This window comes from Gemmatimonas sp., assembly GCF_031426495.1.
GTDB lineage: Bacteria > Gemmatimonadota > Gemmatimonadetes > Gemmatimonadales > Gemmatimonadaceae > Gemmatimonas.
Map to the genome: position 1 here is coordinate 21,535 of NZ_JANPLK010000085.1, position 21,483 is coordinate 43,017.

Consider the following 21,483-nt stretch of genomic DNA (forward strand, 5'->3'; position numbering starts at 1 on the left):
CAATATATCTCAGTAATGAGCTAATGCAAGGGTCACATTAGAAGCCCAGGAGGTCTCCGCCGGAACTTATCGGGCGGGGTGGGGGCGGGGTGGGTGCCTCCCCGAAGATGTCGATGGATCGCATGGCGACATCGATCGTGGCCAACGCGGCTTGCAGCTCGGCCTCGGTTTTCCGGATCTCCCACCGATACAGCGGGCCGGCGGTGGCCAGTACCGCGACACCGGCCAACAGCGCGCCGGCCAGCGCCGGTCCCCCGATGGCGGCTCCAGCGAGCAACAAAGCCTTCTTGCCGATGAGCGCGCCAATGAAGCCGCCAAAAACGCCGCCGCCGCCGGCGATCAGGCTGTAGCCGGCGATGTTGGCCGTGAGCCCTTCTCGGAGGCTGACCTGAATCGTGACTTCGCAGGCCCTGGTGCTCCCCGGTGCGGCCGCCAACGTCACACGGAGCTCCGGGACGTACACGCCGTAGCGAGTCCACGTCCACTTATAGTTGCCGTCGACCATAGCCGGCAAATCGAACACTAAGACGCCACCATCAAGAGGGTGTCCGCCCAGTGTGTCGCGAAGCGTCAGCGACCATGGGGCTGCTTGCAGTGATCGTCCCAGCACCTGAAGTACTGCGCGAGGTGCGGCGGCAAAGCGACGCGTGACAGACAGCGTGCGCTGGGTGGTGCCGAACAGACGAGTGGCAAGGGTCTCCTTCCAGCGGGGCATCGGCTGCGCACGCTGGATCGCGTTCGGCGAAGCGCGGAGTTCGTCGAGCGCTAAGGCCACGTAACGCTGCGAAATACCCGCTTCAATCGCCGCCGCCTCGACATCGCGCAGTCGGTAGGCATCTGTGGGTAATGCCGCATCAGTGCGAGAACTCTGATCGGATGCTGTCGCGCCCTCCTGCGCGTTCACTGGGGCCATCGAGGTCGCCACCAACTGCTTGGTACCGGCGGTTGCCCGCATGCGAGACTCCAATCGGGCCGCCGCCTCCGCTTGCAGCTCCGCCGCGCGACGCCAGATGACCATGGCATCGTCGCTGGAAAGCGCGGTCTGCCCGCCTTCGTCGCGGGCGGCACTCTCGACGGCCTCAAGTGCCTTGCCCAGCGCGTCGGCCAGCTCTTCGCCGTTCGCAAAGCGATCATCGGCCCGTTTCCGGAGGCACTGATCGATCACCGCGGCCAGAGCCGGCGGCACGGCGGGCGCCACCGATCGGAGCGACGGTGGCTCCTTGGTGGCGTGAGCGACCAAGATCGCCTGCGGCGCCGACCCTTCGAACGGCAGCCGTCCACTGAGCGCCAGAAAGCCGATACAGCCCAGCGCGTACAGGTCGCTGCGGCCGTCGAGCGGCTCCCCGCTGGCCTGTTCGGGGCTCATGAAGTGGACGGTGCCGAGGACGTACCCGTCCTGGGTCAGCGCCGGATTGAAGTCGGAGCGGGCGATGCCGAAGTCGGTCACTACTGACCGGCCGGTGCCGCGTTCGAGCAGAATGTTGTCGGGCTTCACATCACGGTGGACGATCCCGCGGGCGTGCGCGTAGGCGAGTGCCCAGGCCACTTCGCGCAGCACCCGGACCACATCGGCGGCGGGCAGGGCGCCGCGATCGCGAATCCGCTCGCCTAGCGTCTCGCCTTCCACGAACCCCATCGCGAAGAAGGCGAAGCCGTTGATCTCGTCGGCGCGGTATACCGGCACGATGTTCGGATGCGACAGCTGCGCCGCCATCCGCGCTTCCCGCAGGAAGCGCTCTTTCGTTTCGGCGTGTTCGGCCAGCTGCGGCGGCAGCACCTTGAGCGCGACCAGCCGGTCGAGGCGCTCATCGCGGGCGAGCACCACGATGCCCATGCCGCCGCGCCCGAGCTCCCGCTGTATTTCGTATTGGCCGCGCAGGGCGGCTCGAACCGGGGCGACCTCGCCGGGGGCGGAATCAGCGTGCAATGACATGTGCGGAAAATTACGTGCGCGCGCTGCCTACGGTTACAGCGGCGTGGCCGAGGGTACGGAAAACGGGGCGGCCGTGCGCATCGCACGATCGCCCCGTTTCACCGTTGCCGATGCCGACCTACTTCTCCGTGTCGAGCATCGCCTTGATCTGGTCGCGCGCGTCCATCAGGTGCGCGCGGGTCGTACGATCCCCGGCGCGACCGACGGCCGCCGCCAGCTCACGATCGAGCGTGCGCATCTCGTCCTTGAGCAACGGGCGGAAATCGCGCGTATTCACCACCCCTTGTCCGAACAGGGCGGCCAACGCGGCGTCCTGCGGGTTCGCGGCCGGCGGTTTGATCTTGGAGGCCATCGCTTCGAGGTATGTGGCCTGCAGGCGACGACGATAGGCGTCAATCGGTTTGCCCGAATAGATCTCGCTGAACACCCCCTTCCGCAGGTCGGAGAGCATCTCGCCCAGCGCGTAGACCTCGCTCTTATTCGTGGCGATGGCCTCGAACTCCACCATGCGCTGCAGCTTGGCGTTCTGCACCAACGACGACAAGGTGCGGGCCTGCGCACCGCTCACGCGGTTGATGTTGCCGTCCGATTCGATCTTGCGGAGGATATCCATCTTGATCATCGCGGTCGGCGTGGTGAACACCTCGTCGTTCAGAAACTTCATCGCGGCCTTCTGACGGGCGCGCGGTACCATCGTCCACACTGGTCCGCTTTGGCTGACCGCTTTCTCCTGCTTGTCGAGGCCACCGACCACACGCGTCACGTGCTGTGCTTCGGTCGCCCACTGATTGAGTACGCCGCCGTACGTGGCGCGCAGCAGCGAGTAGTCGGCCGTCTTATCGGTCGTGGAGGCGGGCACCACCAGATCCACGATGCGACGCAGATTCTTGAAGCCCAAGCGCGTGGACTTCACCGCGTCGGCATCACCGATGGCTTCCGACTGCTCGCCGGGATCGACCTGCCCGCCGCCGTAGCGGTACCAGGGCACGGTGTCCTGCATGCGAGCCCAGCTGTCGAGCGTCGTCTTTTCGTCTTCCGGCCGTTTCGCGTTCGGGATGGGCGTGTAGCCCCACTTCACCGCGAACATGTCGTAGGGGCCGACCTTCGGCACGAGATCGCCGAGCGGGATGCCATCTTCGGGCTGCGCGACATAGTTGAACCGCGCGTAGTCCATGATCGACGGCGAATGTCCCATCTTGGCCACCCACGTCTTGCTGCGGACCGAGTCGACCGGGTACATCGAGCTGCTCTTGAAATTGTGCGGAAAGCCGAGCGTGTGGCCGACTTCGTGTGCCGCGACGAACTGCACCAGGCGTCCCATGAGCGAATCAGGGAACGGGAAGGTCTGGGCGCGCTTGTCGAGATGGCCCACCTGCGAGAAGTACCACTCGCGCTGCAGGTCCATGATGTTGTGGTACATCTGCACGTCGGCATCGATGATCTCGCCGCTGCGCGGGTCAACCGTGCTCGGTCCTACGGCATTCGCCACCGGCGACGGGAGCCAGCGCACCATCGCGACCGACGCGTCTTCACCGGAGAAGTCGGGATCGGAGGGCACGACGCCCGCCACGATGCCCTTGGCGAATCCCGCCTGCTCGAAGGCACCCTGCCACTCTTCGATGCCGGCCTTGATCCACGGCTTGAGCCACTCGGGCGTGGCCGGGTCGACGTAGTACGTGATCGGCTTCTTCGGCACGCACAGATTGCCGACCTTCTGATCGGAGCACTCGAGACGCCAGCGCGAGATGTACCGCCGCGGCAGCACGCGCTGCTCGGCCGAGCCGAAATCGGTCTTGTTCGGGCCGAAGTAGCCGACGCGCGCATCATTGAAGCGCGGCATCATCGGCACGTCGGGCAGACGCACGATCGAGAAGGTGTACGCTTCCGTGGTTGACTGGGCGCCGCCGATGTTGAGCCCCGGAATGGCAATACCACCACCGCCCTGTGGCGTGAACGTCTGCGTGGCCGTCACATTCACGTTGCGCGTGAAGGCCGCAAACTTCTCGATGTACGAGCGCGAGGCGTCAACGGCGGCGCGACGTCCGCCCGCGGTGAACTCCTGCACGCCGCCGGTGAACATGCGCGTCACTTCCACGACGGCCGCGCTATCCTTGCCATAGGCTTCGACGTTGAGGGCGGCGATGATCGGATAGAACTCGATCAGCGACATCGCGCGACGCGTGGAGAGCATGCTGTCGGTCGCGACGTTGTTGTAGTTGATGTCGCGAATGAGGATGCGATTGTCGCGGCGCTCGAAGCGGATCACGCGGTCGGGACCGAGCGTGCCGTTGATGCCGATGCCGGCGGGGGTACCGGCCAGCACGGTCGTGACCACGAAATCCTTCCCGACTTCGGCCGCGGGGATCTCGAAGTACAGGCGCGATCCCACCTGATGCACGCCGAACACGCCGGTTTTCGTCTTGGCGCGCGGCGTGATGACCGTCGCGTACGGACGCGGCACCGGGTCAGCGCCACCGCCTCCGATACCGGCGAGGCCCGCCGCGAGACCAGCAGGGAGTCCACCAGCGGGTGGCTGACCTGGGGTCGGCTGGCCCGGTGTCGGTTGACCCGGAGTCGGCGTGCCATTCTGGGCAGCGGGGCGAGCGGCAGGCGTCGGAGCGGGCGTCGGCTTCTTGGCCGGTTGACACGCGGCGAGCGCGAGCCCTGCCGCGGCCAGCGGGAGGGAGCGAAAGCGCATTGGACCTGATCGGAAAAGGGAGGGCGCGCCCGCGCATTCGGCGGGCTCCCCTAGAGTCTAGGCGAGCGCTCGGCCCGTAGCGAGTCGAAGTCTCGGGTTTCCTCTTCGCGGCATGACGACTAGAAGCCGCGCGACACGCCGACGCGCAGCATGCGCGGTTCGACGGGATGGACGTGCACATCCGCGACGCCAGTGCCAGCCTCGCCGGCAAGGCGCGAGGTATAGTAGTACTGGACGTCGCTGCTGCGCGCATTGGCGGCGTTCAACAGACTCGCCGTGAGTCGCGTACCACGAAACGTGGTGCCGACGCTCACGTTGAGTAGCGTCGTGGGCGTGCCGCGCACGCTATTGTCCTCGATCAGCGCACTCGATCCGAAGTGGCGAACACGCGCGATGGCGTGAACACCGGCCACGGGCTCCCACGTCGCGCCGGCCGTGATCACGCGCTCGAGCGCCCCCGGAATGCGATCGCTGTCCGGGCCCGCGTCCGCGAAGCGTGCGCGCGTGAAGGAAAGATCGCTATCGAGGGTGAGGGTGGTGGTCGGCTTCAGGTAGTTGGCCATCGTCACGCCTACCCGGCGACTGCGCCCCAGCGCCTCCGTGGTGCCGGCATCGCCCACGAACAGGAGCTCGCTGTCCAGCTGCAGCGACCAAACTGACGCCGTGGTGCGCAGCCATTCACCGGCCGACGTCCGAAGACCGACTTCAGCGGCACGCGAGCGGACCAGCGGGTCCACCGCGTCAACGGGTGCCCCGCTGACCGGGTCAATCCGAATCGTCGTCCCGCGGGCATCGTTGCTGTGAAAGCCGAACCCCCCGCCGAGATAGAGCTCCGTTCCGGTGGTGGGGGTGAAGACCATGGACGCTTTCGGACTGGCGATGGCGGCGCTGCGTGTGCCGCTGTTTCGCGGATCGTTGCTGCGCACGCGAAATCCGTACACGTCCTGCCGCATGCCGAGCACGGTGCGCAGGCGTGGGTGCCACCGCGACTCGAGGCTGACATAACCGCCCAGACTTCCCTGGTCGATGCCGTCGCGACGCACGGTATCGCCGCGAACGCGCGCTACGCTCCGGTAGAGTCCCACGGCAATGTCGTCGCCACGGAGCTGCACACCGCTCCGCAGCAGATGGGGAATACCGGCCACAATGCCAACCGTGGTCAGTTCGGCGTTCACACCGCCCAGCGTGCGGTCGTCGGTTTGGTTGATCTGATCGCCCGCTGCGGCATTGTCGAGGAAATACGTAAAGTTCGAGAAGAGCGTCAGCGCGTGGCGCACCACAAACGCGTCAACGGTTAGCGAGCCGCGCTTCCGCGTGCGCGTCCAGGCGAGGGAGAGACTCTGCCGCTGCGCGTCACCTCCCAGCGTGGGATCGACCTGTCCAAAACGCCCGATGGCGCCCGAGGCGACTACCCGACTGGGAATCTGATCGGTGGAGTTCCATCGATTGGCGTAGCCAAGTGCCAGCAGCGAGAGCTCATTGGTCCGTCCGCGCCAGGTCCAGCGTGCCATGCCGCTGAACTTTCCCAGGCGCTGCGGCTGCTCCCATGGTCCATCGTACTGCTTTGCTTCGCCGCCAAGGAGTAACTGACTTCGGCCCTTCGTCGTCCCCGCGCCAAGTACCGTGCGTCGGTAGCCGAACGCGCCGCTCTCGAGCAACGCAACAGGCGACGCAAACGATCGCGCCAGGTGCAGCGTGGCGCCGCCGGCGCTGCCGAAGTCGCCGATCTCCGCAAACATGGGCCCAAGTTTGTACTCGAGATGATCGACGAACTCGGGGATGAGTTGATTGAGGTCGGTATAGCCGTGCCCGTGCCCGTGCGTAGGAAGGTTGAGTGGCATGGACTCGAGGCGCGTTTGAAAGTCGGTGCCGTGATCGAGATTGAATCCGCGCACGACCATTTGATTGGCTTTGCCGTCTCCGCTGTGCTGCGTGAGGATCATGCCGGGCACGGCTTCGAGAATCTCGCCTTCACGTTGGAGCGGACGCAGCCGCAGATCGGCGCGACCGACGCGGCCCTGAGAGGCGGTCGTCGCCACCCCGACGAGGTCGTCGGCGCGTCCCCGTACGCGCACGGTGCGCAAGGTCGTCAACGTCGACGAGTCCGCGCGCGCCCTGACCGTTGCGCTCGTGTCGGTCTGTTGTGCCGAGAGAGCGCCAACCAGAGAGGCGGAGGCAATCGCCCCGGACAGGAGGTGACAGCTGGCACGGGAGGTGAGGCGCATTGATCGTTGCGTAAAAATGAAAGGGCAAGGCGTAGTACGAACCCATTGCCATACGTCGGGCACCTTCACTTGGATGGATGGGGGTAGGGGTTCTTGCTGGCGCACCTTGTGCAATGGTGAAGAAATCCAATCCGGGGCGAGCGCCGTAGACCCTGTGTTGCCCAGTGAACGACTGTGCCTTCTCGTTCAAATCACGCTCTCCCACACCAGGACCTCTCTGTGGACATCTCCTTTCTCTCCCGACGCGCCACGCGCGTCGTCGCACTGGTCGCTGCCGTCGGCTCGATCGGTGTCGCCGGTGCGGTATACGCATCGGATCACCAGGACACGCCGGAAGTCGAGTTGAATCCGCGCATGGACATCAACGACGTCTATGCGTTTCCTGGCTCGTCGGCCGATCGCATTGCCCTGATCATGACGACGTCGAGCCCCATTGCCGGCACGACCGCGTCGTTCGATCCGGACCTGCTGTATCAGCTCAAGGTCGACAACAGCGGCGATGCGATCGAAGACTTGGTGTTCCAGGTCACGTTCGACAACGGCGTCGGTGCGGCGCAGAAGTACACCGTGCGTGGGCCCGTTGCCCCGACGATGACCGGCACGAAGTCGTCTCTCGTCACCACCGGCCCGGTGCTCACGGGCACGGTTGGCAGCATTGGCGGCTCGGCCACCGGCACGCAGGTGTTCACGGGCGTGCGCGCTGATCCGTTCGTGATCGATCTCGAGCAGTTCTTCAACATCATTCCGGACCGTCGTCCGTCGACCGGTCCGTTGTCTGGCCCGGCCACGCCGACCGCTACGGCATTCCGTACGCCTGGCATCGACTTCCTGCGTCCATTCAACACGCTCGCGATCGCCATCGAACTCCCGAAGGCCCTGCTGCAGTCGAACACGGCCGCGACCGCCAACTTCGGCGTCTGGGGCACGATCAGCCGATGAACGCCAATCTCAACTCTCACGGAGCCCTGCGCATGCGCCGCTCACTCGCTACTCGTTTGTTCACCGTCGCGCTTGCTCTCCCGCTGTTCGCTGCGTGCAGCGATGACGACAACGGGGGCACGATCACTGACCCAATCGTCACCACCCCGCGTGTGTACTCGCAGGTCGAGCGCCTCGGCAATCCGCTGGTGAGCGAAGTGTTCTTCGCCAAGCGCGATCACGGCTTGCACAACACGACCGCGCCGGCCACCGACATCACGAACGGTTTCCGCACGAAGATCAAGGCCTTCACGGATGCCTTCAACCGTGGCAACACGATCGGCACCACGCTCGGCGCCGTGCTGGTGCCCGACATGCTCATGGTGTATCCGAACCGTGCCGGATCGACTTCGGGCTGGCTGAGCTGGGCGCTCGCCAGTGGCTACGGTGGTCGCAATCTGAAGGACGACGTGGTCGATGCTGGTCTGACGGCGACGTTCGGCAATCTGCTCGACCCCGCTGCCACGGTATTGCCCGGCTTGACGTCGGACAACATCAGCACGTCGGTGCGTACGTACGGCACAGCGTTCCCGTATCTCGAAGCGGCACGATGAATCCCCGGCTGATGATGTGGCCGGCGGCGATTGGAATCACGATCGCCGGTCTTGGCGGAGTGGCGTATCACCAGGCGATGGGCGTCGATCTTTCGGTGCCATCGGCAGTGGACGCCACGGCCACATCATCAGCGTCTGCCTCGCGTCATGCGCAACGAGATGCGCAGCGCGCGGCAGAGCGTGCACAACGCGATGTGCAGATCCAGGTTTGGAATGAAGCGCTGACGGCTGATCCCGTCAGCGCGGTCTCGATGGGACAGCTCGCGGCGCTGCACCTGCAACGCGCCCGGGAAAGTGGTGTGTTCAATGAATACCAGCAGGCCGAATCGTTGGCGCGTCGCTCCTTATCGACGCGCACACGACGCAATGCGGCCACGGCGGTCACACTGACGAACAGCTTGCTGGCACAACATCGCTTTACCGAGGCGATGGACGTGGCACGCACGCTGGTGTCGTGGGAACCGGAGCAGCCCGCCTATCGGGCCTTGCTCGGTGAAGTCGCCATGGAACTCGGTGATGATTCCACCGCCACGGCCATGTTCAACTCCGTGTGGACTGCCCGCGCCGGACTGTCGATTGCGCCCCGCGTGGCGCGGTGGCTCGAGCTCACGAATCACGTGGAGAAGGCGCGTCGCGTGTTGCACGTGGCTCGCACGGAAGCGCTGAGCCGTCGTGATCTGAGTACGGAAACGAAGGCGTGGTTTCATCTACGCGTAGGTGAGTTGGAGTTGCGTGCTGGTCGCGCCCGCGACGCGGCGGCGGCGTATCGCGCCGGCCTGGCGCTCGACGACCAGGACCCCCGTCTGCTTGCCGCCATGGCGCGACTGGCTGATCAGCAAGAGAAGCCCGCGTCGGTCATCGCCTGGGGGGAGCGCGCCATTGCCGTGCGGATGGACCCGGCCACGCTCGGGCTGCTGTCGAGGGCGTATACACGGCTCGGCGACCGCGAGAAGGCGAGCGAGTATGCGCAAACACTGGCCGTGGTCGCATCGGCTCAACCGGGACCATACGATCGCGCGTGGAGTCTCTACCTGCTGGATCAGGAGGAGCAGGTCGGCACCGTGCTCGAAAAGGCGAAGGCCGAACTGGAAACGCGCCGGGATGTCTACGGCTACGACCTCACCGCGTGGGCGCTGTATCGCGCCGGCCGCTTCACCGAGGCGCGCGCCATGATGGCGCAGGCCATGCGGCTGAACACGCCGGATCCGCTGCTGCAGCATCATGCGGCAATGATCGCCGCCGCGCCGACCGCGGTGTCAGCAAGCAACGCTTCCGCGGGCCAATAAGATGCTCTCCGAACTGTACAGCTTCGCCGTGCTGGGCTTTCAGCACATCGTCGCTCTCGATGCGTTCGATCATGTACTGTTCCTGCTGGTGCTGGCGGCGATCTACCGTGGTCGCGACTGGCGTCAGGTGCTGTGGGTGATCAGTGCCTTCACCGTCGGCCACTCGATTACGCTGGCGCTGGCGGTCACCGACGTGTTGGTGCTGCCGCCGGGTATCGTCGAGTTTCTGATTCCCCTCACGATCGTGGCCACCGGCATCGAGAACATCGTGCAGCGCGAGCGCGCGGCGCAGGGCCTCTTCTCGAGGCATCGCGTGGTGTTCGCGGCAGCATTCGGCCTGGTGCACGGGGCCGGCTTTGCGGGGTACCTGCGCAGCCTGTTCCTCGATTCCATCGCGGTGCCGCTCGTGGGATTCAACCTCGGCATCGAGGCCGGACAGATCGTCGTGCTCGCCGCGACAGCAGTGCTCTTTCGCGTGGTGGACGGCGGATTGTCCGCTGCATTGCCGTCGCGTGACCCGTTCCCGCTGCGGCTTACCGCGGTGTCACTGGGCGTCTCGCTCGTCGCCACCGGTTGGGCGTGGCAACGGTTCCCGCAATGAAGCGCTTGGCGGCCGTGCTCGTGATGAGTGTTGGCGTCGCGACGACGGCGCATGCCCACGCCATTCACACCACGCACACCACCGTGACCGCCGACGCGAAGGGGTACATGCTCACGGTGCGGGCATTCGCTGACGACTTGTCGGCATCGGTGGCTCGCTTCAGCGGACGTACGCCTCCGGCCGATTCGTCGGTGCGGGTGCCTGAACTGGTGGCCTATGCGACGGCACGTTTAGGACCGACGAGCGCCGCCGGGGTGCGTCTCGCGCTGCAGTCCTGCGGCGTGAAGCGCGTGCAGGACGCCTACGTGCTGTGCTTCCGGATAGCCACCACCCCGCGCACCGTCCCGCTGCGGCTGGGCAATCAGATGCTGGCCGAGCTACATGCTGATCAAGTCAACATTGTGCAGTGCGATGTAGCCGGCAGTCGCCGCACCAATCTGTTCACGCGCGGTCGCGCGGCGAAGGACATTGTCGAACGTGGGGTGTGCGCGGCGTCATAGCGACGGACCGCACACACCCCACGTTCATTTCGTACTCGTTACTCCGTACTCCGTACTCCCGACTTAGCTTTTCGGATCAAGCATCTTGGCGATCAGATCGCGCGCGTCTTCGAGATGCGCCTTGCTCATGCGATCGCTGGTCTTGGCGATGGCGGCCACCAGATCGGCGTCGAGTACACGCATTTCACTCTTGAGGATCGGGCGGAAGTCGGCGGTCGTGACCGGTGCCGGAGCGCCACGGGCGCCAGCCGGCGCCTGCGGTGCTGCCGAGGCGGCGGGCGGATTGATCTTGCTCGCCATCGCCTCGAGGTACACGCGCTGCAGACGACGACGGAACGCGTCGATCGGCGCGCCGGTCTCGATTTCCTTCCAGAGCCCTCGACGGAGATCGGTGAGCATGTCGGCCACCGGATACACCTCGCTCTTCGACTTGGCCATCGCTTCCAGCTCGATCATACGGGCAAGGCGGTCGTTGCTGACCACCGACGCCAGCGAGCGCGCCTGCGCGTTGCCGACACGGCTCAAGCTGCCGTTCGACTCGATCTTGCGCGTGATGTTCTCGTCGAGCAGCCACGTGGGCGTGGTGTAGGCGTTGTCGAGCAGGAACTGGAGCGCCTCCTTCTGGCGCTTGGGCTCCACGTTCTGCCACACGACACCCTTCTGACCCACCAGCTTCTCCTGCTTGTACTCCGAGCCGATGATGCGGGCCACATGGCCCATTTCGGTGGCCCACTGTCCGACCGTACGGCCGTAGATCTCTTCGAGATCGTCGTACGTGCTGCCGTCCTTCCACGCCGTGGCCGACTCCAGAATGGCCATCGTGCGCTTGAGGTTCTTCACGCCGAGCGTGGTGGCCTTCACCGCATCGGCATCGCCGACGGCTTCCGACTGCTCACCCGGATCGGCGCCCTGACCACCGGCGTCGCTGGCAAAACGGTACCACGGGATGGTGTCCTGCATCTTGGACCACCTGTCGAGCGTGGCCTTCTCCGCTTCCGGCGTCTTCGCGTTCGGAATCGGCGAGTAGCCCCACATCACGGCGTACTTGTCGTACGGACCGACCTTCGGGATCAGGTCGTCGAGCGCAATGCCGTCTTCCGGCTGCGCGACGTAGTTGAAGCGCGAGTAGTCCATCAGCGTGGGCGTGTGGCCCATCGTCTTCACGAACGTCTTCGAGCGCACGGAGTCCACCGGATACATGGAGCTCGCCTTGAAGTTGTGCGGGAAGCCGAGCGTGTGTCCCACTTCGTGCGCGGTCACGTACTCGAGCAAACGGCCGGCCAGCGAATCGGGGAACGGGAACTTCTGCGCGCGCTTGTCGAGATGTCCGACCTGCGTGAAGTACCACGAGCGACCGAGGTTCATGACGTTGAGATACGTCTGCACGTCGGCGTCGATGATTTCACCGGTGCGCGGATCCTTGAGCGACGGACCGACGGCGTTTTCGGTGGCCGACGGAAGCCAGCGCACCATGGCCACGGTGGCGTCTTCACCGGAGAAGTCGGGATCGTTGGCCGGCGCTTCAGCGGCTACGATGCCCTTGTAGAAGCCGGCGGCCTCGAACGCGACCTGCCAGTCTTCGATGCCCTTCTTGATCCACGGCTTGATCCACGCCGGCGTGGCGGGGTCGAGGTAATACGTGATCGGCTTCTTGGGGACGCAGAGGTTGCCGACCTTCTTGTCGGAGCACTCGAGGCGCCAGCGCGAGATGTAGCGCTTGGTTTCCACGCGCTGCGTGCCGCCGGAGAAGTCACGCTGCTGCACACCGAAGTAGCCCACGCGCTCGTCGAGCAAACGCGGCTGCATCGGCACATCGGGCAGCTTGGCGATGGAGAAGGTGTACTTCTCGGTTGTCGGTGCCGTTGCGGCGGCGGCCGCACCGGGCGCGCCACCACCACCGGGCGCTCCACCTTGCGGCGTGAAGCTCTGCACGGCGGTCACGTTCACGTTGCGCGAATAGGCGGCAAAGCGATCGATGTAGGAGCGCGCGGCGTCGACTGTGGCGCGACGACCGAGCGCGGTGTATTCGGCCACGCCGCCGGTGAACATGCGCGTGACTTCTACGACGGCCGAGCTGTCGGGGCCGTACGCTTCGATGTTGAGTGCGGCGAGAATCTTGGTGACGCCGATGAGCTCCGCCGCCATGCGCTGCGACGACGCGGTGTCGGCGATGATGTCGCGGTAATCGGCTTCGCGCACGAAGAGGCGATTCTCGCGACGCTCGAAGCGCACGAGGTTGTTGCCGCCCTGCGTGCCACGAATACCGATTTCGTCGGGCGTGCCGGCGAGCGTGGTGACGATGACGTAGTCCTTGCCGAGTTCAGCGCGCGGAATCTCGAAGTAGAGACGGCTGCCGACGGAGTGGACCTTGAACACGCCACTCTTGGTGATAGCGCGCGGCGTGATGACGGTGCCGTAGGGGCGCGGCTGCGGGTCCTGCGCGGCGTTGGCACCACCCTGGGCACCGGGCTGACCACCGCCCTGGGCTCCGCCCTGATTCGGGGCGCCGGTGGGACGACCGCCCGGTGCGGCGGTGGGGGCCGGCGTCGGCGCGGGGGTCGGCTTCGGGGCGCAGGCGCCGAGCACGAGGCCGGCGGCGGCGATCGACAGTGAAGCGGGTCGCATAGCGTGTCGCATGCAGTTGTGTTCTCTGGGAGGGGACGTTGCCCGGGGGCGCGTGGTGGCGCACCGGCAGACGCAGGGTAACGCGCGGCGGTGGCGGGGTGCTGACGGGTGGTCCCGCTTAACTGCAAACTCCCTAGTAAGCAGGGGGGAGGGTATCAAGGGGCAGGAGGGAGGGGACTGCGGGAGGTGTTCTTCGCGTTCCTCCCCTACTTCATGACCAGCACCATCCAATCCGCCAACGCGCCCAGCACGTCGCGTCGCACGCGCGTGTCCTTGAGCGCGGTGTAGCCTCCGGGCGCGCCGCTCGCATCGACCAGGAACAGATGGTTCGTGGCGGGGAAGTGGCGCACGGTGACGCGCGCGTTACCGCTGCCCTTGAGAATGGTCGCGATCGAGTCGGCCTGCTCGGGGGTGACCTGCTGGTCGGTGTCGCCTTGCAGCACCAGCGTGGGCTGCTTCACGCGCTTCAGGGCGGCGGCCGGCTCGGTCGTCATGAAAAAGCCCATCCACCGATTCGTGGCCGCGATGGAATCGAGCCCCTTCGGGATGGTGCGGCGGATCGAATCGCGCTGCGTCTCGGTGATCTGCGTGGCGGACGTGATCGCGTTCTCGTTCTGGAATTCGAGGATGCGACGGCCGTTGTAGGCGGGGCCGGCCAACAGCGCGACCGCACGCAGCGTGGGATCCTTGGCGGCCACCAAGGGGGCAATCAGGCCACCTTCGCTGTGGCCGGCGAGCGCGATGCGGGTACCGTCGATGTCGGAGCGCGTGCGCAGATAGGCGACCACGGCGGCGACGTCGTCGGCGAAGTCGCCGCTGGTGGCGCTGTTGCGCGAGGAGGCGCCGCCGCTGGCGCCCACGCCGCGATCGTCGAACCGCAACACCGCGATGCCGCGTCGGCCCAACGTGTCGGCAAGGTCGCGGAACGGCGCGTAGTTCGGCACGATGCTGATGCGGGAGTCGCGGTCCTGCGGGCCGCTGCCGCTGATGGTCACGACGGCGGGAACTTTGGACGAACCTTTCGGACGGGTGAGCGTGCCGGCCAGCGTGTAACCGCGCGGCGTGGGAATGACCACGTCTTCCGACGTGTACGGCGCGTTGGCTGGCGCGCTGTAGTCGATCTTCACTGGCGCCGTCGTCGCGCTGATGGCGCCAGCCGCGGCCGCACTCGTGCGCACCACGCGCAGATTCTGCGCGGGAATCGTGATCTCGCGCGGGCCGCCGTTGGGGTCCCACAGAATGCGCGCGTCCATGCCGCCAATGGAGAACACTGTCGTGTCGCCCTGCTGCGTGACCGTCGCCGGTATCGTGCGACCGCCGTTGGTGAGAAACACCGGCAGCGAGGCCTTCTTCGCGCCGCGCGCGTGATCAGCCATGAGCGCGGTGTGCAACACCGAGTTGCCCACGAGTGCCACGGCACCTGTCGCGCTCAGCAACGCCTGCTCACTGGTGGTGCCGTTCGCCGAGATGGTGAGCTTGGCAGTGTCGCCGACCATGTTGACCACAACGTTTTGTGTCGGGAGGCCGGTGGTGGGTGCGCCCGGCGCGAAAACCGCCAGCGTGAGGCGACCGGGGGTGGTGTTCACATGCTGCTGTTCCCAGCGAATGACCGGCGCACCACGCAAGGTGAGCAGGCCGGCGATCGACGACGGGCCTGGCGTGACGACCTCGGTGCCCAGGGTATCGATGCTGCGCAGATATACGAAGTGGTGGGCGGGCGCGGACTGCGCGCGCGCGGTCGTGGCGAGGATCGCGCCGAGCACGAGGGCGACCACTGCGGCCAGCAGCGCGATGATGCCGGCGCGGCGCGAACGACGGAAGATGACGTGGAGCATGGCGACTACCGGGCAAAGGAAGGCGTGGGCCGCACGACGCGCGCACTTCGCACGTCCTGCCCGCGCAGATAGCGCATCATGGCCGGCGAAAACGCCGCGTCGCCCATGAGCGAGTGAGACTGGTACTCGATCACGAGATGCCGCGCATTCGGAAACTGCGACAACAGCGCCTCGGCGTTCTCCGGGGGTGTCCGCCCGTCGAGCGAGCCGCTCACCATCAAGATGGAGCTTGGGTTCCGCGACGTCGCGCGAAACGCGTCGGGCAGCCGCGGGACGTCGAGCGTCGTGCACACGCTGTTCGCTGGAAAATCGATGACGTCACCCAGTCGCGCAGCGGCGCGCTCGCGCACGATCTGCTGCTGACGCGCTACCGACGCCCCCGAGGTACAGTTCACGAGTAAGTTCATCGCGTTACCGAGTCGTGGCTGCCGAAGCCGCGCTGCGCCGCGCGCCAGGAGCTGCCAGTCACCGCGATCGAACGCGTAGAGTTGAGACGGCAGTTGCTGGATCGCGCGCATGTCACCGAGCGCGTCCGCAACGAAGCGTTGCAGATCCCATGTACCAAGTGCGACCGTGGCACCGCCCAGCGCAACGCGAACGGAATCCCCATCGAGTCGGGCGCGCAGGCGATCGAACACCGCGAGCAACGACGGCCGGTCGCGGAACGCCGAATCGGCGGCCGCGAGTCGCGATACCTCGCTGAAGCTGGCGTCGACGCGACTCGGCAGCTTGAACGTATCGTCGGGGCCTTCCACACCGGCCAGCACGATGCGTGATGCGCGCGCCGGATAGCGGCGCGCAAAGGCCAGTCCGAGATGCGTGCCGTAGCTTCCGCCGAGCATCGACAAGGTCGGCACGCCGAGCGCGATGCGCAGCGACTCGAGATCCTCCACGCTTTCGGCGGTGGTATACCCTTCAACGTCGACGCCACGCGCGCGGATGGCGGCAACGCATCGCTGAGCCACCTGCCGTGCGGCGGAATCGCGCGATGCTGTGGTGAGCACCCGGTCGAGCGGCAGTTGTCCGTCGACGCCGCACGGAAGCAAGGGCTCCGACCGGCCGGTGGCGCGCTGATCGAAGGCGATCACATCACCGACAGCGCGCAGCGAATCCAGGAACGCCGACGGCATGGTGGCGAAGGCGCGAGTCGCCGCGTCGCCGGGGCCGCCGGCGAGGAACACGATGGGTGCCGTCGGAGCCGCGGCCGTGCTGGCGAAGCGAATCCATCGAATCGTGATGCGTTGTGCCCCGCGCGCGGCGCGACGCTCGGGGACGCGCAATGAGGCGATGGTGCCTGCGCGCGCACCATCGCGTAGCGCGAAGGTGATCGTATCACTCGACAACGAGTCGCCGCGCGCGGTGACTATGGTCGGCGCGGATTGCGCGTGGGCCGAGGTCGCGGCGAGACCGCCGAGCAGAGCGGCCGCGATCGCCACTGGGGCGTGACGCGTCATGTCGTGCCCTCGTGGTCGACATCGTCGACCGGGGTATTGCGATCAGCCGGCGCCTGCTTCGACACGCGCCCGGCGTCCCGCAGCGCGTGTCGCAGCAAAAACTCGATCTGGCCGTTCAGGCTGCGCAGGTCATCGTTGGCCCACCGCTGCACCGCGTCGAGCACATCGCGGTCCACGCGAATGAGAAATGACTTGCGTTCAGCCATGAGAGGATGCGCCCGTGCTCAGGAGTACAGCGTGCCGGTGTTGACCACCGGATGCACCGAGCGATCCGAGCAGAGCACCACGAGGAGATTGCTCACCATCGCCGCCTTCCGCTCATCGTCGAGCGTGACGATCTGTCGGCTCGACAACGCGTCGAGCGCCATTTCCACCATCCCGACGGCGCCTTCCACGATCGTCTGCCGCGCGGCCACGATCGCGCTGGCTTGCTGACGCTGCAGCATGGCGGCCGCGATTTCCGGTGCGTAGGCCAAGTGGCTGATGCGCGCCTCGATCACTTCGACGCCGGCCGTGGCGAGCCGCTCGTGCAGCGCCTCGAGCAACCCCTTGGAGATTTCGGTGGGGTGCGTGCTGAGGGCGATCGCATCGTCGCCGTGGTGATCGTATGGATACGAGGACGCCAGCGCGCGCACGGCCGACTCGCTCTGCACGGCGACGTACTGCACGTAATCGTTCACTTCGAAAATGGCTTCGGCGGTATCGATCACTTTCCAGACCACGATCGCGCCGATTTCGACGGGGTTCGAGCGCGCGTCGTTCACCTTGAGCTTGTTGGTCTCGAAGTTCCGGATGCGGAGCGAGACCGCTTTCTTGCCCATGAACGGGTTGGTGAACCACAGTCCCGGCGTTTTCACGGTGCCTTTGTAGGTGCCGAACAGCGTGAGGACCTTGCCTTCGTTGGGCGCGACCGTGAAAAGGCCGGGCATGCAGAGAAAGGCGAAGAGCAGAATGACCAAGCCGATGGCGACGTCGAAGCCGCTATCTCCGCGGGCGCCATTGGCGAAGACATACCCACCGGCGATGACGGTGACGGCCAGGAGGACGGCCATCAGGATGCCGGGGGAGGGCTTGGCCTGGATTTCGCGAAACATGCGATGAACCTCTGTGGAGGGGTTGGTATTGAAGTGATATCACTTCAGTATCGCTGTACGCAACTGGGGAGGGAGAGGTTTCAACGGTGAGGCTTTGAGCTTTGGGCTTTGGGCTCTGGGCTCTAGGCTCTGGGCTACTACGGGCCATCGGCAATGGGATCCTCCGCACTCTGCTGGTCACCCACAGCCCATGCTCAGAGCCCACAGCCCACAGCCCACAGCCCCACAGCCCCACAGCCCCATAAGCCCAAAGCCCAACCCATCCGTCCCCCCCTCCCCCCTCCGTCCCAAAAACCAGTCTTGCTTCCGACGGAATGCGGAGCAATAGTCGAAGGTTGAAGCCCCGTCCCCTGTACCTGGAGAGCATGTCGTGAAACGATTTAGCCCTCGGTTGGCATTCGCTGCCGCCGTTCTGCTTCCCTGCCTGACCGCCGGTGCTCAGCCGGCGCGTCCGGCTGCCCGCGCTGCAGCGCGTCCTGCGGCGATCGCACCACTGGCGGCCCCCTTCGATACGGGCGCCCTCTCGGCCATCAAGTGGCGCGAGATCGGTCCGTATCGCGGCGGCCGCTCGGCGGCGGTGGCGGGAAGCGTGGCCCGTCCCAACGAATACTGGATGGGAACGACCGGCGCGGGCGTCTTCAAGACGGTCGACGGCGGTGATACGTGGGTGCCGATGAGCGACAAATACTTCGGCGGCACGATCGGCAGCATCGGCGTGGCCCCCAGCAATCCCGATGTCGTGTACGTGGGCGGCGGCGAGTTCACGATCCGCGGCAACGTGTCGCACGGTGACGGTGTGTGGAAGACCACCGACGGTGGCCGCAGCTGGACCAACATCGGCCTGAACGACACGCGGCAAATTTCACGGGTGCTGGTGCATCCCACCAACGCTGAAATCGCGTATGTCGCGGCACAGGGGCATGCGTGGGGCCCGAACGCCGAGCGTGGGGTGTTTCGCACGAAGGACGGCGGCAAGAACTGGACAAAGGTGCTGTTCCGCGATGACTCGACCGGCGCGGCGGACCTCGCGATGGACCCCAGCAACCCGAACGTGCTGTACGCTGGCTTCTGGCAGATGCATCGCAAGCCGTGGATGCTGGTGTCGGGCGGCAAGGGCTCCGGCATGTTCAAGAGCACCGACGGTGGCGACACGTGGACCGAGATCACCAAGCACAAGGGTTTGCCGGCCGGGCTGTGGGGCAATGTCGGTATCAGCGTGAGCGGGGCGAATACGCAGCGCATTTACGCTCTCATCGAAGCCGATGAGGGCGGCGTGTTTCGCAGCGACGACGGCGGCGCGACCTGGGCGCGTGTGAATGACGAACGCAAGCTGCGTCAGCGCGCGTGGTACTACTCCAAGATCTACGCCGATCCGAAGAACGCCGACATCGTGTACGCCAGCAACGTGCAGTTCCAGGTGTCGCGCGACGGTGGCAAGACGTGGAGCAACATCAACGCACCGCACGGTGACTCGCACAATCTCTGGATTGCGGGTGACAACGGCGATCGCATGATCGAAGCGAACGACGGTGGCGCGAACGTGAGCACCGACGGCGCGAAGACGTGGACGGCGCAGGACTTTGCGACGGCGCAGTTCTATCATGTGACGACCACAAACCACTTCCCGTACAAGATCTGCGGCGCACAGCAGGACAACAGCACGCTCTGCGGTCCGTCGCGGGCGGCCGGTGGCATCACGATGGATATGTGGCAGGATGCAGGTGGTGGCGAGTCGGGCTTCATTGCCGCGCTGCCCAACAATCCGGACATCGTATTCGCCGGCAGCTACGGCGGCTTCCTCACGCGCAAGGACATGCGCACCGGGCTCGCACGCGACATCAATCCGTGGCCGCTCAATCCGATGGGGCACTCGGCCATCGACTCGAAGTACCGCATGCAGTGGACGTTCCCGATCGCCGTGAGCCCACACGACGCGAAGACCATCTACGTGGGTTCGAACGTGCTCTTCAAGACCACGAACGAAGGCGACAGCTATACCGCCATCAGCCCCGATCTGTCGCGCAACGATCCGCGTACGCTCGGTCCGTCTGGTGGCCCGATCACGAAGGACCAGACGGGCGTGGAAACGTACGGCACGGTGTTCGCGATTTCGGAGTCGCCGGTGATGAAGGGTGTGATCTGGGCCGGTACCGACGACGGTACGGTGCATGTCACGCGCAACGGTGGCACGTCATGGACGAACGTGACGCCGGCGTTGCTCAAGGAGCGTGAGTGGGCGCGTATCTCGATCATCGATGCGTCGCACTTCAACGCGGGCACGGCGTATGTGGCCGCGAACCGCTTCCAGATGGACGACAACGAGCCGTATCTGTTCAAGACCACCGACTTCGGCAAGACGTGGTCGCGTATCGACAACAGCGGCAAGGCCAACGGGATTCCGGCCACCGAGTTCACGCGTGTGATCCGTGAAGACGAAGTGCGTCCGGGGCTGCTGTTCGCCGGCACCGAGCGCGGCATCTATGGGTCGCTCGATGATGGTACGACGTGGTTCTCGATGCGTCGCAACATGCCGATCGTGCCGGTGCACGATCTGGCCATCAAGGAAGGCGACCTCATCGCCGCGACGCACGGTCGTTCGTTTTACGTGATCGACGACATCACCCTGCTGCGTCAGCTCACGGCGAGTGCGATGGCTGAGCGCGCGCATCTGTTCACGCCGCGCGCGGCGTACCGCATCAACTGGGGCGGCGGCTTCAACCCGGGTGGCGGCAACGGCTCACCGGTCGGTGCCAATCCGCCCAACGGCGCGATCGTGTACTACTGGCTCAAGTCGGCGGCCAACAAGGTCACGATCGAGTTCAAGGATTCCACGGGCCGCACCGTGCGCACGTTCTCGAGCGACACGGCGGGCGCGGGTACGGCGGCACCGGCCGGTGGTCGTCGCGGTGTGGCGGCTGATGCGGCACCGACGAACAAGGTGGGCATGAACACGTTCTCGTGGAATCTGCGGGAGAGCGATGCGACCACGTTCAACGGCATGATCATGTGGGCCGGCGTGCTCACCGGTCCGCTGGTGCTGCCGGGCAACTACTCGGTGCGCCTGCTGGTGGATGGGGCGCCGGTGTCCGACACGAAGCTGCTGGTGAGGAAGGACCCGCGCAGCGATGCCACGGCGGCCGATCTGGTGGCGCAGTACAAGATGCTGATGCAGATCCGCGATCGCACGACGGATGCGAACGATGCCGTGCGCACCGTGCGCTATGTGCGCCAACAGGCGGTGTCGCGCTCCAAGGACGTGGGCGCTGACTCGGCGCAATACGCGCAGCTCGTGAAGACGCTCGACACCAAGATCAGCGAGATGGAAGCGCAGGTCTATCAGGTGAAGAACCAGAGCGGCCAGGATCCACTCAACTACCCGATCAAGGTGAACAACCAGATCGCGGCGTTGGCGGGTGTGGTGGGCAGCACCGAAGCGCGTCCCACGAAGCAGTCGGTCGTGGTGTACGACACGCTGTCGAAGGAGCTCGAGGTGTATCTCGTGGAGCTCCGCAAGGCGTACAAGGAGTTGCTGCCGCCGATCGACGAGATCCTCAAGAAGCACGGCCTGCCGGCGATCGAAGTGAAGGCCGGTGACGTGCAGACGCCGCGCCGCATCGGCGCGGAGGAAGAGACGACGGGGATGTAGTCGGTCCGGTTGGTTTACCTGCAGTGGATAGACGGCGGGTCGTTGCGGGAACCT

Annotated in this window: 14 protein-coding genes; 6 read left to right on the forward strand and 8 right to left on the reverse strand. The window is 65.7% G+C overall.

The window, feature by feature from the left end:
- Nucleotides 1–37: 37 nt before the first annotated feature.
- The 3 genes from RMP10_RS22735 to RMP10_RS22745 all read right to left on the reverse strand — a co-directional run bounded on the left by RMP10_RS22735 (nucleotide 38) and on the right by RMP10_RS22745 (nucleotide 6,856).
- Nucleotides 38–1,933 carry a serine/threonine-protein kinase gene (locus tag RMP10_RS22735; protein WP_310572356.1) on the reverse strand — a complete coding sequence of 632 codons (1,896 nt, stop codon included), beginning with the start codon at nucleotides 1,931–1,933 and terminating at the stop codon, nucleotides 38–40.
- Nucleotides 1,934–2,051: 118 nt separating this feature from the next.
- The gene (locus tag RMP10_RS22740) at nucleotides 2,052–4,631 is read right to left on the reverse strand and encodes a zinc-dependent metalloprotease (protein WP_310572357.1); all 2,580 of its coding nucleotides are present in this window, start codon (nucleotides 4,629–4,631) and stop codon (nucleotides 2,052–2,054) included.
- Nucleotides 4,632–4,750: 119 nt separating this feature from the next.
- Nucleotides 4,751–6,856, reverse strand: coding sequence for a TonB-dependent receptor (locus tag RMP10_RS22745; protein WP_310572358.1), 2,106 nt, complete (start codon nucleotides 6,854–6,856; stop codon nucleotides 4,751–4,753).
- 219 nt (nucleotides 6,857–7,075) lie between these two features.
- Here RMP10_RS22745 and RMP10_RS22750 point away from each other — a divergent pair, with 219 nt between their 5' ends.
- The 5 genes from RMP10_RS22750 to RMP10_RS22770 are packed head-to-tail and all read left to right on the forward strand — an operon-like array spanning nucleotide 7,076 to nucleotide 10,775.
- Nucleotides 7,076–7,795: a DUF4331 family protein gene (locus RMP10_RS22750; protein ID WP_310572359.1), complete on the forward strand. Its 720-nt coding sequence runs from the start codon at nucleotides 7,076–7,078 to the stop codon at nucleotides 7,793–7,795.
- A 32-nt stretch (nucleotides 7,796–7,827) separates the two neighbouring features.
- Complete coding sequence (locus tag RMP10_RS22755; protein ID WP_310572360.1) at nucleotides 7,828–8,388, forward strand: DUF4331 family protein; 561 nt, start codon at nucleotides 7,828–7,830, stop codon at nucleotides 8,386–8,388.
- Entirely contained in the window at nucleotides 8,385–9,674 is a 1,290-nt protein-coding gene (locus tag RMP10_RS22760) for a hypothetical protein (protein ID WP_310572361.1), read from the forward strand. Before RMP10_RS22755 ends, RMP10_RS22760 begins: the two co-directional genes overlap by 4 nt.
- A 1-nt stretch (nucleotide 9,675) precedes the next feature.
- On the forward strand, nucleotides 9,676–10,275 hold the full coding sequence (locus RMP10_RS22765; RefSeq protein WP_310572362.1) for a HupE/UreJ family protein: 600 nt from the start codon (nucleotides 9,676–9,678) through the stop codon (nucleotides 10,273–10,275).
- Nucleotides 10,272–10,775 (forward strand): DUF6702 family protein, encoded by a 504-nt coding sequence (locus tag RMP10_RS22770; protein WP_310572363.1) that lies wholly within the window; start codon nucleotides 10,272–10,274, stop codon nucleotides 10,773–10,775. The genes RMP10_RS22765 and RMP10_RS22770 overlap by 4 nt, the downstream gene beginning before the upstream one ends.
- 63 nt (nucleotides 10,776–10,838) lie before the next feature.
- Here RMP10_RS22770 and RMP10_RS22775 read toward each other — a convergent pair whose 3' ends face one another.
- The 5 genes from RMP10_RS22775 to RMP10_RS22795 form a co-directional block, all read right to left on the reverse strand.
- Nucleotides 10,839–13,400, reverse strand: coding sequence for a zinc-dependent metalloprotease (locus RMP10_RS22775; RefSeq protein ID WP_310572364.1), 2,562 nt, complete (start codon nucleotides 13,398–13,400; stop codon nucleotides 10,839–10,841).
- A 206-nt stretch (nucleotides 13,401–13,606) separates the two neighbouring features.
- Nucleotides 13,607–15,235 (reverse strand): alpha/beta fold hydrolase, encoded by a 1,629-nt coding sequence (locus tag RMP10_RS22780; RefSeq protein ID WP_310572365.1) that lies wholly within the window; start codon nucleotides 15,233–15,235, stop codon nucleotides 13,607–13,609.
- Nucleotides 15,236–15,240: 5 nt separating this feature from the next.
- Nucleotides 15,241–16,689, reverse strand: a complete 1,449-nt coding sequence (locus RMP10_RS22785; RefSeq protein WP_310572366.1) for an alpha/beta fold hydrolase — start codon at nucleotides 16,687–16,689, stop codon at nucleotides 15,241–15,243.
- On the reverse strand, nucleotides 16,686–16,895 hold the full coding sequence (locus tag RMP10_RS22790) for a hypothetical protein (protein ID WP_310572367.1): 210 nt from the start codon (nucleotides 16,893–16,895) through the stop codon (nucleotides 16,686–16,688). Before RMP10_RS22790 ends, RMP10_RS22785 begins: the two co-directional genes overlap by 4 nt.
- Nucleotides 16,896–16,913: 18 nt before the next feature.
- Nucleotides 16,914–17,783 (reverse strand): SPFH domain-containing protein, encoded by an 870-nt coding sequence (locus RMP10_RS22795; protein WP_310572368.1) that lies wholly within the window; start codon nucleotides 17,781–17,783, stop codon nucleotides 16,914–16,916.
- 370 nt (nucleotides 17,784–18,153) lie between these two features.
- Here RMP10_RS22795 and RMP10_RS22800 point away from each other — a divergent pair, with 370 nt between their 5' ends.
- On the forward strand, nucleotides 18,154–21,429 hold the full coding sequence (locus tag RMP10_RS22800) for a glycosyl hydrolase (RefSeq protein ID WP_310572369.1): 3,276 nt from the start codon (nucleotides 18,154–18,156) through the stop codon (nucleotides 21,427–21,429).
- Nucleotides 21,430–21,483: the final 54 nt, after the last annotated feature.

Excerpts from the sequence above, each read along its gene's own strand:
- RMP10_RS22735 (WP_310572356.1), bottom strand. The coding sequence starts at position 1,933 with ATGTCATTGCACGCTGATTCCGCCCCCGGCGAGGTCGCCCCGGTTCGA.
- RMP10_RS22740 (WP_310572357.1), bottom strand. The coding sequence starts at position 4,631 with ATGCGCTTTCGCTCCCTCCCGCTGGCCGCGGCAGGGCTCGCGCTCGCC.
- RMP10_RS22745 (WP_310572358.1), bottom strand. The coding sequence starts at position 6,856 with ATGCGCCTCACCTCCCGTGCCAGCTGTCACCTCCTGTCCGGGGCGATT.
- RMP10_RS22755 (WP_310572360.1), top strand. The coding sequence starts at position 7,828 with ATGCGCCGCTCACTCGCTACTCGTTTGTTCACCGTCGCGCTTGCTCTC.
- RMP10_RS22760 (WP_310572361.1), top strand. The coding sequence starts at position 8,385 with ATGAATCCCCGGCTGATGATGTGGCCGGCGGCGATTGGAATCACGATC.
- RMP10_RS22765 (WP_310572362.1), top strand. The coding sequence starts at position 9,676 with ATGCTCTCCGAACTGTACAGCTTCGCCGTGCTGGGCTTTCAGCACATC.
- RMP10_RS22770 (WP_310572363.1), top strand. The coding sequence starts at position 10,272 with ATGAAGCGCTTGGCGGCCGTGCTCGTGATGAGTGTTGGCGTCGCGACG.
- RMP10_RS22775 (WP_310572364.1), bottom strand. The coding sequence starts at position 13,400 with ATGCGACCCGCTTCACTGTCGATCGCCGCCGCCGGCCTCGTGCTCGGC.
- RMP10_RS22780 (WP_310572365.1), bottom strand. The coding sequence starts at position 15,235 with ATGCTCCACGTCATCTTCCGTCGTTCGCGCCGCGCCGGCATCATCGCG.
- RMP10_RS22785 (WP_310572366.1), bottom strand. The coding sequence starts at position 16,689 with ATGACGCGTCACGCCCCAGTGGCGATCGCGGCCGCTCTGCTCGGCGGT.
- RMP10_RS22790 (WP_310572367.1), bottom strand. The coding sequence starts at position 16,895 with ATGGCTGAACGCAAGTCATTTCTCATTCGCGTGGACCGCGATGTGCTC.
- RMP10_RS22795 (WP_310572368.1), bottom strand. The coding sequence starts at position 17,783 with ATGTTTCGCGAAATCCAGGCCAAGCCCTCCCCCGGCATCCTGATGGCC.